The following is a 13922-nucleotide window of genomic DNA, read 5'->3' as shown; positions in this document are numbered from 1 at the left end:
TATTATAGTACCCGCTCTATGATCCGCTTATCGGTAGGGATACTACGGTTGATAAAGAGAATAATGGTGGACTTACGTTCAGGGAAGTAGAGCCAGAGGGCATCTATGCCGACGACTCCCCCGTCGTGACCATAGCCGGTACCTATCTCCAGGTTCCAGGTCGAAAGGGCCAATCCGTACTCACAGTCGCCGTTGGGGCAGGAAGGTAGCTTCACCGAGCCTTTCATCTCACTGATCGACTGCTCATTCAGGAGCTTTCCTCCGTGTAAGGCCTCTGAGAACTTCAGCAAATCGGTAACGGTCGTGATTACTCCACCGGCAGCCCCACCGTCATCGTAGCTTTTCTCCCAGTCACCCACGTCTATCAGTTTGCCGTCCCCATAGAGGTCCAGGTACGAGCGGGCTACCCGCGGGTCATCACGTTTCTCAATGTAGGAGTCGCTCATGCCGGCAGGAGTAAAGATAAACTCCTGATACAGCGCCTTTAAAGGCTTTTGCGTAGCTTTCTCAGCAATCATGCCCAGTAGCATAAAACCGGTATTGCTGTAAAGGAAGTGGGTCCCCGGGTCATAGGCCAGCGGTTTTCCGTACACGTACCGCTTCAGGATTTCATCGGGGCGGGTCATGTCAACGTCGGCCGGTCGGTTGACGAGTGCCAGCTTGAAAGAAATATTATCATCGCCCAGGTTGCGAATGCCACTGGTATGGCTAAGCAGCTGGCGCAGCGTGATCTGGTCGGCCTTCGGGATATTGCCCTGGGTCTGGGGCAGCCAGTCCCCCAGTTTATCATCTAGCTTAAGCTTGCCCTGCTCTTTTAGTTTCAGGATGATGGTAGCCGTCATGGGTTTGGTGATACTGCCCACACGGATACGCTCCGTGCCCTGCATATCGGTACCATGCTCGAGGTTGGACTTACCCGAGGCTCCTACCCACAAGCCATTGGCTTCGGATTTGACGAGCATGAGGGCACCGGGAGCATTGTGTACTTTGCGATAAGTATCGAGCTCGCTCTGGAAGAACTGGTGACGGGGGTGCTTACTGTAATCAACCTGGGCCGGAGCGGAGGTTTGGGGTACAGCTAATTCAGGTTGACAGGCGGTGAGACCAAGGCATAGCGTGGCCAGCACCAGTTGATAGTTTATCTTTTTCATGGCTATTGTTAATTATTCTGATTGTAATTGGGGTACTAGCGGTTAATATTCAAACGAGCTCCTACGTGCAGGGCTTTGTGCGGCAGCACGGGTACATCCTGCTGGATAGGCATGATACCAAATACCTCATAGCGGGCGAAGATGGCGGTGTGGTTGCGGAAGCGATAGCCAGCACCCAGGCCCAGCGTAGGCATAAATTTGTTACGAACGGGCGAAACTTTGACATAATCCCCCGAACCGGTGGGCTCGTAAGTAGTGCGGATCGAACGCAGGTGCAGGTAGCCGCCTCCAATAGTGGCATCGGCGTAGAAGTTGCCAAAAAATTTGCGGTAGCCCAGCTCACTACTGACAAACCAGGCATTATGCAGCCCCTTCTGCTGATAGAAGCCTACGTTGACCGTTTGAAAAACCTGAGTGTTGGGGCGGTTGCGGTAGTAGAGCTCGGTACCTACCCGTACCCCCAGATTAGGATTCCGGAAGAAGCCCTTGAAGTCGGGCAGACTGATGGACTCAGAGAACACCGAAACGTTAATGGGTAGTCCCGGTGCGCGGCGGGACAAAGGAGCATCCTGCGCTCTGGCGGCAGAAATCAGGGCCAGCAAAGCGATGGCCCAGGTGAAATACTTTACTTTTTTCATGGCTGTTGTTTTTGTGATTAACGATGCAAAGTTGGCCCTAAAAAAAGTACCGCGCTGGCCAAGAAGGGGCGAAAGAACCGAATCCGGACCCGAAGTTCCTGAATTAGCGGGTGAAGTAACGGGAATAAAAAAATGGCTCTACGGGGCACTGAGGCGGATTTAGGCTCCATTTCATGTATCTTTGTCCTGGTTCGGGCTTATTCCCTCCGAAGCTACCTTTTGTCTCCTGCCATGCACTACCCCGACAAGTGGCCCCGCCTGATAGGTATCCCTGTATGGGCCTTTTTCTTCCGACTTATCGGAGATATCTCACCCGTTGGCGACCTGCTAAAAAATCCTCAGTTTTATCAGGACATACTGGTCATAACAGGAGTGACCGGGCTCCTCTGGGAGGGCAACCGCTTCCTCATCCGGTACCTTGATCAGCGGTACTCCTGGGCTACCCAAACGTTACAGCGTCTGTTTATCCAGGGCAGTATTGCTTTGATTGGTACCGCTCTGGTCATCGCGTTGTTTAGCTTTATTTATAATGATATTGTGATCGAGCGCCCTCCTCAGGCTACCCTTAGTATACTTATTGCGAATGATGTCCCTATCGGGCTGCTTTTTACAACGCTACTGCACATGGGTTATACCATGTACTGGATGCTGGCCCACCACCGACAGGTCGTGTCGGAGCTGCAGCTTCGGATCGCTGAGATGGAAGCCAGCCCCGCTCCCCCTACTCCAGAAAGCCGAGGCACCGAGATGAAAACGTTGCTCGTCAATCAGGGGAAGGGCTTTGTACCGCTGGCAACCGAGCAGGTCGCCTATATATTTGTATCTAACGAAACCAGTATCGTCAAGACCGTGGACAACCAGTCGTTCACCGTGGATGCCACCCTCGAGCAGCTCAGCGAGCGACTTCCTTCCAGTGACTTCTTCCGCACCAACCGGCAGTTTATCGCCAGCCGTGTCGCCATCCGGAAGGTCGAGAACGACGGCTCCGGCCGGCTCCTGTTGCACCTGCATCCCCGCCCTGCCGAAGAGATAGCCGTCAGTCGTAGGCGGGTTCCCGAGTTCCGCCAGTGGCTGGGTGCCTCCTGATGGTGTCCCACCGGCCACTATTGCCAATACCTCTCCTTTGGGCCTAGTATCCCCTTACCACTCACTCCCGCTAACCCGCCGCTCACCGGTCAGGGCTGACCGGTAGGGGTTCGCCAACCCCACACGCCTTGTTGCTGATGCTACCTTTGCCCCATCAGTTCACTTAAAAACAAGGTTTTATGAAACTACTTTTCAAATGCGTACTTCTGGCCGGATGCCTTAGTACGCCGCTCGTACGAGCACAGGACCTCCACCCACGGCACAACCGATCAGGCCTGCCACTGACCGTTACGGTCTTTTCTGAGTCCATCAGCCTGCCGACGATCTCCAAAATGCAGAAGGGAGGAGTAGGTATCAAAATCGGGACGGAGCTCTACTACCGCAACCGGCCCGGCTCGCAGGTTTTTCAGGCGGTGAGCCTCGGGTACTACCACCACCCCCGCGTACAAAATGGCCTATTCTTAAACTCCGAGCTAGGCTACCGTAAGTACTTTGGCGGGCTCTATGCTGACGCCACCATTGGGGGTGGAGCGATGCTACTCCAGCCCATGGCTCCCTCCTACGTCCGCAACGAAACGGGCGGGTACCAGAAAGCCTCTTCCCACCAGATTAAGTTCATGCCTTCGCTGGGCCTCGGTGCTGGTTACCGCTTCCGTAACAACACTGCTATCTTCACCCACTATGAAGTATTCGGTGAAATGCCGTTCAGCTACGCTGTTCTACCCCACCAGGCACTACACCTGGGCGCCCGATTGAATTTTAATAAGTAAATAGTACCTACTCAAGTATCAATACAATAGCCATGAAAACAACGTATTTTTGGACGGCCATGGCCGCCGTGTGTATCAGCCTTAGCGCCTGCGAACAGGACCTTATCCCGCAGCCTAACCTCACTCCTACCGATACCTACACCAATCACCCCAACCACGTCCGGTATCAGCAATACCTGGATGACTATGTGCAGTTCAACCGCTTACCCGGTGCGGTGCTACTCCTAAAGAAATCCAATGAGTCCGTATGGGCTGGTGCAGCGGGCTTCTCTAATCTGGAACACCAGACTCCTGTGAAGACCACCACCCCCTTCCGGGCCGGGAGTATATCCAAGACATTCGTTGCCACTCTGATTATGCTCCTGAAAGAACAGGGCAAACTGGGGCTGGATGACAAACTAGTTGACCTGCTACCCAAGGTAAAAGGAAAAATACCACAGTCCGACCAGATCTCCCTGCGGCACCTGCTCAGCCACACCAGCGGCATTTTTGACCCAGTCAATGAAGACACGTACTACCAATTGAACATGGTGAATAATCCGGCTCAACGCGCCTCCATGAGCGCCGATGACATACTGCAGCGATATGTTTATGGCCGAGCCCTCGCCTTTAATCCCGGCGAACGGTACAGTTATAGCAACACCAACTACCTGCTGCTCGGACAGATCATCGAAAAAACCGAAGGGAAAACGCTACAGACCGTACTGGACGAACGGATCAACCAACCGCTGGGCCTGAAGAGTACCTATATAGATAAACGAGTTGATAACAACGTAGCCCGGGGCTACGCCGACTTCTATGCTAATAATCAATTGATGGATGTGACCGCGCTGGACCGCGCCGATGGCGATGGAGCGTATGGGGGTCTGGTCTCTACGGCAACTGATCTGTTCCGCTTCAGCGAAGCCCTCTTCGGAGGAAAGCTGGTGAGTGCGGCCACTCTGAAAGAAATGATGACGCCCTTCCCGGTCCGTCAGGGGGAATCTATCTATGGACTGGGCATTGATCAGTGGCCGTCTACGGTACTGGGTACCGGCTACGGTCACAATGGTAGCCTGATCGGAGCCGAAGCCAACGTATTCTACTTCCCGGACCAGCAGGCCACCTTCGTCATTCTGACCAACTACGGCAGCGGCTCCCGAAAGGATTTTCTGGAAGAGGTACTTGTCAACAGGTAGTTCAGTCTTCCCTCTTAGATAATTGTAACTAGGGAATCACCCCTGAAAGCTAATTTAGACTCGCTTCCAGGGGTGAATTATTATTGACCAGCGGCCGGTGTAATGGTCAGATTAGCAAAGTCACCTTCTGAGTTATTCCCTACCCATAGCCCCACGGAGCCCGTCTGCCGGGTACTTAGCTTGTCCACCACCAGGCTGGGCTGTTCGGCTCCGTTGACGAACACGCTTACCTTGGGCGACGCCACCACTACTTTTACATGGAACCAGCCGTTGGGGTCGGGCGCGTTGGCCAAAGGTTGTTCGTACTTATCGGGAAACTCGCTGCGGAGTTTGGGCCAGTCGTAGCCGGGCATGGATATGTACTGCACGCTGTGGCTGCGGCGGACGGGGTCATCGGCCCGGAAATTGAAAGGCCGGAAGTAGATGGCATCGTAGGCCTCCAGATCTTTGCCATGGAAGGCTATTCCCGGAAAACTCTGCTGCAAAACATCCTTACCCCGCACGTCAAATTCTATTTCGCCGTTGCTAAACTCTACGTCATTGAGCCAGATGATCCCAGCGCCGGGTTTGGCGTCCAGGTGAATGGCTTTCTTTGATTCACTGGTCAGGGCAGTTGCCTGCCGGTTCTGGGCCTTGAAATTATTAGAATGGAGTACCTGCGTTAAATCCAATTCGGTTCTTTTTTGAGCGCTGGCGGTGGGGATGGCCACCCATTGAACCAGCGTGCAGAGGACTAACCCTACGAGGAGATTTTTCATGGCTTTTATAGTTTATATAGTAGTTGAGATTCTCATTAAAGTACCTGGCACAAACTTCATTTTCTACTGCCTTCCAACAGGTAGTAAAGACGAGTTATTGACTTCTTCATCTTTTTCAGTAAAATAAGTAAACAGTTTTCCATCGTAACTCCACAAACCTGTATTCCTTGTGCCGACCCACAAATGACCTTTTCTATCCTCTAAAATTGTCCAGACATCGTTGTTAATCCGGCTATCTCCGGTGGTCAAACACGTGAACGTTTTGCCGTCGTAGCGGCAAATGCCACCGTTGCTTAAACCTCTTGTACTTCCGCAGCCAAACCAGAGGTTTCCCTTTTTGTCTTCTATAATTCGAATAACAATATCGTTTGTTAAGCCATCCTTTTTAGCAACCCTGGTAAATGATTTACCATCAAAGCGGTAGGCTCCGGACCAATTGTTGAACCAAATAGTACCGTTTTTATCTTGCAAAGCAGGAAAGGCCCAATTCCATTCCTTTTGGTCGGTTATCTTAAAGTTGGTTATGGATTTACCACTATAACGGAACACCCCTTCGTTGTTCCGCCCGCCCAACCATATGTTCCCTGCTTTATCCTCTAAAATATACTCCACATTGTGGTTACTGCTCATAAAACCACCTCCGTCTTCTTTAATTATAAACGGGGTAAAGGATTTGCCATCATAAACATAAACCCCATCAATAGTGGCGAACCATAGCTTTCCACTTTTGTCCTGCATGATACTGAATACATTGTGCGTGTTGCGGTACTTGTTGGGAGGCAGGTTTTTTCGTAGAGGGATTTCGACTTTGGAAAATGTTTTACCATCGTAAAGACAAAGACCATCTTCAGTACCGATCCAAAGCTTACCATCCTTATCTTCCACAATACTACTAATCCCATTACTGATTAGTCCATTGGCTACTGTAAACTGTGTAAACGCTTTGCCGTCGTACTTATAAAGACCTTCCTTGGTAGTGCCAAACCAAAGGTTACCTGCTTTGTCCTGCAAACTACTATTTACATTGTCACTTTTTTGTGAGCCCTGGGTTTTTATAAGTTTGGGTTGTCCGGCAGCTATTATTTTTGATTCACTTACCTTTTCTTTTGGCAGGTCTTTTTGGACTTGTCCGTTGCAGGAAGTGCCAAAAATGATCATCGAGAGAAAAGCAAAAGCTTGCGTTTGCAAGAAATATTTTATCATTGTAAAGATTGTCATCGTTGTTTTTTAGCTATTTGTTAGCTGGGCATCGCTCTGCAATAACCGCTAACCAATAGCTTTATAGAAAGATTAGCAAAATCCCTTTCTGGATTTTAGTACTTTACGCTTCCTCCTCCGGCCGTACTTCCAGCCGGTATCCCACCCCGTGTACCGCCACGAGGCGGAGGCTGGAGTCAGCTAGTAAAAGCTTGCGCAGCCGAGACACAAACACGTCTACGCTACGGCCTACGGTAATGCCCTCGTCTTCCCAGACCGATTTCAGGATAAAGTCACGCTCAAGCAGTTGGTTGGGATGGGTGGCGAACAGGTGCAGCAGCTTCGATTCCCGGTAGGTGAGCGACTGACGGGTACCAGCCAATTCCAAAGACTGCTCAGCAGGAGAAAAAAGAGTTTGTCCCATCTGTATGCAAGCCGGGCGCTGCTTATCGGAGGAAGAAGGAGCGGTAACCGGGCCTTCTGTGCGGGTACTTCGGTACCATACCAGCCCACCGACCGACGCCAGCAAAAAGCCCAGCGCCCCCGACCACCATATACCTGCGGCTGGGAGCGTTGGCTCGGGTGAGGGCGCGGCAAAAGTTACCTGCAGCTGGTGACATCCACCTACCTGTTGCCGGCCGGTACAGGGTACTTCGCCGGCTTTGGTAAAGTCAATAATGTTGTAGCCCAGTTGTAATTCACCCTTTTCACAATCCAGCACGGCGACATTGTAGCCGGTGCTGATGTGGTGAAGTGTAAGTGACTCCTGAAGTAAGCCCGGAATGCGGTCATAGTCGAAGGATTCTTCTAACTGAATGCTGTAAGTCGTTTTATTGACGTGGCGTACCGGCGCTATGCGGGTGGTAGAGTCGCCTTTCTCCAATAGCAGGTGGTGGGCTGTGCGCCGCAGGGCCAGGTCTGCTTTCTGCGCAAACTGACGTTCATCCTCCCGCCTATTATCTTCAGGAGCCAGTCCTACAAATTGCGCAAACAACAGCACCGACAGCAACAGCACAGTACCCACTACGACCTTTCCCATCCTATTTCAATTTATAAATCATACTAATAAGTACCTGCCTCAGCAACCGTCGCCGGTCTTTTTTCCCAACAGCAGCCAGTTACAAAAAGGAAAACCATTCACCCGGATCACCCGCTTCGCCTCTATCTGACTTTTCTCCGTCGGCTCAATCACCAGTTCATCACCCGCCTGGGCCTGCGCCAGCACCTTGCCTATCTCCACCTCACGCAGCGGTTGGTCCATATAGGAGTCCGTTATACTCACTACGGCCGTACCTCGTCTCAGGTACACCCGAAAGGAGACTTTAATGGCTTCTTCCGTTTCAGGATTGGCCACTACCACGGCTAAAGTACCCCGACTACCCAGCGTAAGGCGGTTGTAGTCCAGCGGCTGGCCGTTCAGCCGGATGGGGTTGTAGTTGATCTTTTCGTTATCCCTTTTGGAGAAGACAAAGCTACTGGTCAGAATCGCCAGTGCTACTACCTGTATCAGAATTAGCTTTCTCATTGGATTATGATTTCGTTGTGAGGTAATGCGTACTGGTTATCCACGGAAAGTAGCACAATAGAGTCGCCTTTTTTGCATTTGGCGAGTACCTGCCGAATATCAACCTGCTTAAAATCCTCTTTCGCATACATCACCAGTGTTTGGGTCTCCTTATCCCTAATCGCAACTTTGAAGGGAATCTCAGCTACCCGACTGACTTTGTCAGCAGATAAATTAACGGTCTGGACGGTGAGGGTACCTACCGAAGTGGAGGGTAGTACGCACTTGCCTTTGGGGCTGTACTCATTTACCACCAGTTGGGTACCCAGAAAAGCGGCGGTGCAGTGTTTAAAATTGTCCTGCCCGTAGGTCAGGCTGGTCAGTAGCCCGTAGGCCACCAGAAATAAGAGTCCGGTTTTCATTTTCATGTTGAATAGATGTTTTAGTGTACCGGACAAATGTAACAGCCGCTTTTGCAAAGGCTCAACAACCCGCGTAAAAGAGTGTTAAGGAAATGTAAAAGTAGGTAATGTATAGATAATCAACCTTTTATTAGTCGCACTTTATGTCGCTCCTACGGAGCTTCTTGCCACTGTTCCCTTTACTTCTACTGAGGTGCTGCCCCTCCGGGGCTAACGCATCAGGTCCTTTTTTCTATAAATCAATCCTAAACAACTGTAAAGCTAGAACTATGAGTACCAGTAGGTGTAATATACGTACTGTAAATACTACTCTACTCCGACCGCAGTGACTTCACCGGATTCATCAGAGCTGCCTTGACGGACTGAAACGATACCGTCAGCAGCGCAATCACGATTACCAGCAGGCCCGCTCCGGCATACATCCACCAGGCTATGTCAACCTTATAGGCAAAGCCTTCCAGCCATTGATTCATGAAGTACCACGCCAGCGGCGAAGCAAAGATGATGGCGATCAGGATTAGAAGGATAAAATCCTTGGACAGCAACAGTACTACACTCTCAATACTCGCCCCCAGTACCTTACGGATACCAATCTCCTTGGTACGGGTTTCGACGGTGAATGTGATTAGTCCCAGGAGCCCCAGAGCTGCTACCAACAGCGTCAGTGCCGTAAAGCCATTGATAAGACGGGCGGTCCGTATTTCTTTTTGGTAGAGCTGGTTGTAAGCATCATCCAGGAAGTAGTAGTCGAAGGGATATTGCGGCTGAAACCGATTGTATATTTTTTCGAGCTGGCTCAGCGCGTCGGGTACATCCGTCAGCGAGGGTAGTTTTACCAGCATCTGTCCGCCGTTCGCTACGAGGGCCCGGCTGGTATCGCTCATGATGGTCATCCGTACCGGGCTGGCTTCTCCGTGCAGGCTCCGCAAATGAAAATCCGTCATGATGCCATCAATGGGCTGACCGTCGAATGGGTCGGGCTGGTCAATGGGGTTCCCTTTCATACCTGTTTCCCGCATGACCGTTTCGTTAAATACCAGCAGCTCTTTCGTCACTCCTTTTTGGTCCCAGGCTAGGGGCTTGTGTACCCACCCAATGCCTAACAGGTCGAAAAAAGCCTGATCGCCCACCAAGACATTTACCATCAGCTCCTTTTTTGTCTCCTTTACTGTCATGAAGTAGGTCATCAGGTTAAAGGTATAGAGGGCAGTGTTGGTTACGGCTACGTTCTTCTCCCCGGCCCACTGCCGTACGTCATCGCGCAGGGCCGGAAAGCGACCAGCCATTTCCGGATCTATCCTGATCGAAACGATCTGGTCACGGTTTATGCCGATGTTTTTGGTACGCATAAGCCGCATCTGGCTATAAATAACGATACTGCATATCAGCAGCCCCACCGAAGCGGTAAACTGGATGGTCGTAAAGATACGCCGCAGCCCCGCCCCGCTGTTCACCGAATGTACCGTACCTTTCAGAATTTCCTGCGGTCGGAACCGGGACAGCAACAGGGCCGGATAAATCCCCGACAGCACCGAGCATCCCAGCCACAGTAGCACCAGCAAGAGCCAATACGAAGGCTGGCTAAGTACCCGGTTGTCAAGGGGAAGCTCGAGGGCGTTTTGAGTCCAGGGAAAGAGCGCCTGCAGCAATACAAGTGACAGCGCAAAGGCCAGGGTAGTACTCAGGAAAGATTCAAGAAAGAACTGCCGGATAAGCTCGCCACTTTGGCCACCGACCGTCTTGCGTACCCCAACTTCCCGGGCGCGCTTGGTAGCCCGCGAGGTGGTAAGGCTAACGTAGTTGATTACTGCCAGTACCAGGATGAGCAGCGCGATGGTCAGGAAAATGTTGAGTGTCTTTCGGGCGTCTGATGACCCGATCCGGCTGTCAACGTGGCGGTCGGGCAGCGGGTCAAGTATATAATTTGCTCCTAATAAGAACTTAGGACCGGTACTAATACTTTTTAGCTTCTTTTCAAGAGCTTTGATGCTTGTTCCAGAACGTAGGATTAAATACGTTTCCAGGAATCCTGATAGCTCAAATATTCTCTTTGCATTGGCCCCTAAGGAAGGTAAGGTAGGGAGGGAAATCAGTGCGTTGAATTGAAAAACGCTGTTCGTAGGTAGCTCCTCGAATACCCCCGATACCGTAAGCGGGTACTGCTTGTCATACAGGAGTGTGCGACCAACCGGATTCTGGTCACCGAAGTACCGCTCCGCCACGGCTCTGGTCAGTACGATCTGTCCGGGCCGGCTTAGGGCGGTCCGGGAGTCGCCCTCGGCTAACTTAAAGCCCAGTGCTGTCAGTAGAGTACTGTCGGCAAAGCCAACTTTATCCTGCTTGAACCGGTGCTCAGCGTCGGACTGTAGCAGTACATCCCCAAAGCCTTCTGTATAGCGGACTACCTGCTCTACCTCCGGTAACAGACGCTTTATCTCAGGTCCGAATGACTCATGCAGACCATAGGTCGTTACATCATTACCATCAAATTTAGAAACCGCTACAGTCAGGTAGGTACGCTCCGCAAACGGATGGAAGCGATCGTAGTGGAGCTCGTGCCACACGTATATAGCTATGAACATACTTACCGCCAGACCCACGGTCAGGCCCAGGATAGTAAGCAGACTAAACAGTCGGTTACGCCAAAGCTGACGCAGCGCGATACGCAGATAATTTTGTAGCATGAGCTGTTTTAGTTTGAGAATAAAAAGTTGGAATGGCGGCCGCATGACAGACCGCCCTTCTCACTCTTACTCCGATTTTAAACTCTTCACCGGGTCCATCAAGGCCGATTTGGCGGCGTGGTAGCTGATGGTAATCAACGTTATGAGAATAGCCATCAGTCCGGCGGCAGCAAAGACCCACCACTCGATATCGGTACGATACACGTAATCTTCCAGCCACTTTTCCATCATAAAATACGCCAATGGAGTGGCTACAACAAGCGAGATGACAATCAGACCTAAAAAGTGTCGGGTAAGCAATTGGAAAATACTTTGCATCGATGCGCCCAGTACCTTCCGGATGCTCATTTCCTTGCTCCGCTGCTCCACCAGAAAGGCGGAGAGCGCATACAACCCTATACAAGCTACGAATATGGCCAGAATAGCAAAGCTGGTGAAGATGCGCCCTACCCGCTGCACGCTCTCGTACATGGTAGCGTAGGATTGATCCATAAATTGGTAGCGAAACGCCAGGCCGGGTGCGAACTCCTTCCACTTAGCTTCTACCGCTTTCAGGAGTTGCGGCATATCGCTGGTAGTAGCTTTGATTGAGATGATGGTGGGGCTGGTGCCGTAAAACAGGGCCAACGGCTCAATTTTATCCTGCATGGTGCGGAAGTTGAAATCCTCTACCACTCCAATGATTTCGTATAATTCACCATAGCGGGAAAGTCTTTTGCCGACCGGCTCTGCTAACCCCAGCTTTTGAGCCAGCGTTTGGTTGATGATGGTGGTTTGTGTGTCAGCCGGGCGATCCTTAGAGAAATTGCGCCCGTCAATAAGCTTCATACCAAGGGTTGACAGATAATCCTCATCCACATCCCAGGACTGACCCGTTACGCCCTGCTCCGCCTTTTCCCTTCCTTCGTTGTAAAAGGTGTTACCATTGCGTTTGGTCCCTTCGATCGGCAGAAAGTCGCTGATGCTGGCGTCGGCGACACCGGGCAATTGTTTCAATTCCGATTTGAAAGTCTTTACCTGATCGTCCAGCATATTAGTACCATACAGCTGAATGACTTTATCCCGTTCAAAACCCACTTTCTGAGTCAGGATGTAATTCATCTGCTTGTTGATGATAAGCGTTCCTACGATCAGCACGATGGAAACCGTAAACTGAAATACGACTAATCCCCCTCGCATGCCTGCCGATTTGCTACCCCGGCGGAGTTTTCCCTTCAGTACCTCTATGGGATTGAACCTTGACAGGTAGAAAGCCGGATAGAGCCCGGCTAACACGCCAATGAAAAGCGCGGACCCCAGCACGGCGGGTACGAACCAGGCCACCTGCGAGGGAAAGGAGAGCTCTTTGCCCGCTAATGTATTGAAGAAGGGAAGCAGCAATGCAGCCAGTACGATGCCAAATAGAAAGGCAATGACGGTAACAAGCGTAGATTCGGTCAGGAACTGTCCGACCAGAGCCCCACGCTGCGAGCCGACAACCTTGCGTAAACCTACTTCCTTGGCCCGGTTGGCTGATTGAGCGGTGGAGAGATTGACAAAGTTGACACAGGCAATCAGGAGGATGAATAGTGCCACCGCTCCAAACAACCAGACAAACCGGATGTCACCACGGGTATGGTAGTCGTCGATATTGCTGGAATAAAGGTGAATATCGGACAGTGGCTGCAGGTATATGGCAGCTTCCTTTTCGACGGTTTTTGCCAGGGAAGCATTGAAGTCCTGTAAGGCTGGGATGAGGTATCTGGAGAGAATTATATCAGAAATTTTCTTTTCTACTACCGTCGCCTCGGTTTCAGGTTTGAGCTGAATATAGGTGAAATAATTGGTCTGAAGCCACCGCGTTTGCTCACCCTCACCAAATTCGACCCCTTTCAAGGTAATTAAAAAATCGTAGTCCAGGTTTGAGTTACTGGGCAAGTCGCGCATCACGCCGGTGATGAGGAAGGGATCCTTATCATTGCCATTGAGGTAGATTGACTTACCTATCGGACTTGCGTCTTTAAAATATTTTTTCGCCTTCTTTTCGGAAATAACGACAGTGCGCGGGGCAGCCAAAGCCGAAGTAGGATCACCCTCTACCATCGGGAGCTGAAAAATATCCAGGATAGACTGGTCAGCGTAGGCGAATCCTTCCTCATGGTGCTGCATAGACTCCCCCTCAATTTTGATCTCGTTGCTGCCCGCTCCATAAAACAGTGGATTATCCAGCAATCGGCCTGCTTTCTCCACTTCTTCAAAGTCGCTCAGTAGCGTAGATGCCAGGTTAGCAGAGGTAAAGGCTGCTTTTTTCTCTTTCCCATCTATAGGAAATGAAAAATACAGCCGATAGATATTTTCTGCATTGGGTACCTGCTTATCGTAGCTTGTTTCGTGAAAAATGTAAAGGGCAATGAGCAAACAAGCCGCCACGCCCAGGCTCAGCCCCGTGACGTTGATGAAGGAAAAGACTTTGTTGCGCGCAATGCTCCGCCAGGCGATTTTTAGATAGTTTTTCAACATGGCTATTTTTGTTAAAGGATAAGAACAGGAAGGAG

General features: G+C 51.0%; 12 protein-coding genes. 3 read left to right on the top strand and 9 right to left on the bottom strand.

Features of this window, described 5'->3' with window-relative positions; genetic code table 11:
• Positions 1–2: 2 nt before the first annotated feature.
• Positions 3–1151 (bottom strand): serine hydrolase domain-containing protein, encoded by a 1149-nt coding sequence (locus JUB14_RS04350; RefSeq protein WP_207504532.1) that lies wholly within the window; start codon positions 1149–1151, stop codon positions 3–5.
• Positions 1152–1186: 35 nt separating this feature from the next.
• Positions 1187–1789 (bottom strand): hypothetical protein, encoded by a 603-nt coding sequence (locus tag JUB14_RS04345; RefSeq protein WP_207504531.1) that lies wholly within the window; start codon positions 1787–1789, stop codon positions 1187–1189.
• Between the two features lie 231 nt (positions 1790–2020).
• Here JUB14_RS04345 and JUB14_RS04340 point away from each other — a divergent pair, with 231 nt between their 5' ends.
• The 3 genes from JUB14_RS04340 to JUB14_RS04330 all read left to right on the top strand — a co-directional run bounded on the left by JUB14_RS04340 (position 2021) and on the right by JUB14_RS04330 (position 4823).
• On the top strand, positions 2021–2875 hold the full coding sequence (locus JUB14_RS04340; protein ID WP_207504530.1) for a LytR/AlgR family response regulator transcription factor: 855 nt from the start codon (positions 2021–2023) through the stop codon (positions 2873–2875).
• A gap of 179 nt (positions 2876–3054) precedes the next feature.
• The gene (locus JUB14_RS04335; RefSeq protein WP_207504529.1) at positions 3055–3645 is read left to right on the top strand and encodes a hypothetical protein; all 591 of its coding nucleotides are present in this window, start codon (positions 3055–3057) and stop codon (positions 3643–3645) included.
• Between the two features lie 32 nt (positions 3646–3677).
• Positions 3678–4823 carry a serine hydrolase domain-containing protein gene (locus tag JUB14_RS04330; RefSeq protein ID WP_207504528.1) on the top strand — a complete coding sequence of 382 codons (1146 nt, stop codon included), beginning with the start codon at positions 3678–3680 and terminating at the stop codon, positions 4821–4823.
• An 80-nt stretch (positions 4824–4903) separates the two neighbouring features.
• On the opposite strand, the gene JUB14_RS04325 is transcribed toward JUB14_RS04330, so the two are convergent.
• The 7 genes from JUB14_RS04325 to JUB14_RS04295 all read right to left on the bottom strand — a co-directional run bounded on the left by JUB14_RS04325 (position 4904) and on the right by JUB14_RS04295 (position 13887).
• Positions 4904–5581, bottom strand: a complete 678-nt coding sequence (locus JUB14_RS04325) for a 3-keto-alpha-glucoside-1,2-lyase-like domain-containing protein (protein WP_229367517.1) — start codon at positions 5579–5581, stop codon at positions 4904–4906.
• 63 nt (positions 5582–5644) lie between these two features.
• Complete coding sequence (locus JUB14_RS04320) at positions 5645–6784, bottom strand: ligand-binding sensor domain-containing protein (protein ID WP_207504527.1); 1140 nt, start codon at positions 6782–6784, stop codon at positions 5645–5647.
• A gap of 118 nt (positions 6785–6902) precedes the next feature.
• Positions 6903–7817: a winged helix-turn-helix domain-containing protein gene (locus JUB14_RS04315; RefSeq protein WP_207504526.1), complete on the bottom strand. Its 915-nt coding sequence runs from the start codon at positions 7815–7817 to the stop codon at positions 6903–6905.
• Between the two features lie 39 nt (positions 7818–7856).
• Positions 7857–8303, bottom strand: a complete 447-nt coding sequence (locus tag JUB14_RS04310) for a hypothetical protein (protein WP_207504525.1) — start codon at positions 8301–8303, stop codon at positions 7857–7859.
• Entirely contained in the window at positions 8300–8710 is a 411-nt protein-coding gene (locus JUB14_RS04305; protein WP_207504524.1) for a hypothetical protein, read from the bottom strand. The genes JUB14_RS04310 and JUB14_RS04305 overlap by 4 nt, the downstream gene beginning before the upstream one ends.
• 305 nt (positions 8711–9015) lie before the next feature.
• A complete protein-coding gene (locus JUB14_RS04300; RefSeq protein ID WP_207504523.1) occupies positions 9016–11388 on the bottom strand; it encodes an ABC transporter permease in 2373 nt (790 codons plus the stop codon).
• A 66-nt stretch (positions 11389–11454) separates the two neighbouring features.
• Positions 11455–13887, bottom strand: a complete 2433-nt coding sequence (locus tag JUB14_RS04295; RefSeq protein WP_207504522.1) for an ABC transporter permease — start codon at positions 13885–13887, stop codon at positions 11455–11457.
• Positions 13888–13922 lie beyond the last annotated feature (35 nt).

Source organism: Telluribacter humicola, from assembly GCF_017355935.1.
GTDB lineage: Bacteria > Bacteroidota > Bacteroidia > Cytophagales > Spirosomataceae > Telluribacter > Telluribacter humicola.
This window is presented reverse-complemented; position numbering and strand designations above follow the sequence as displayed.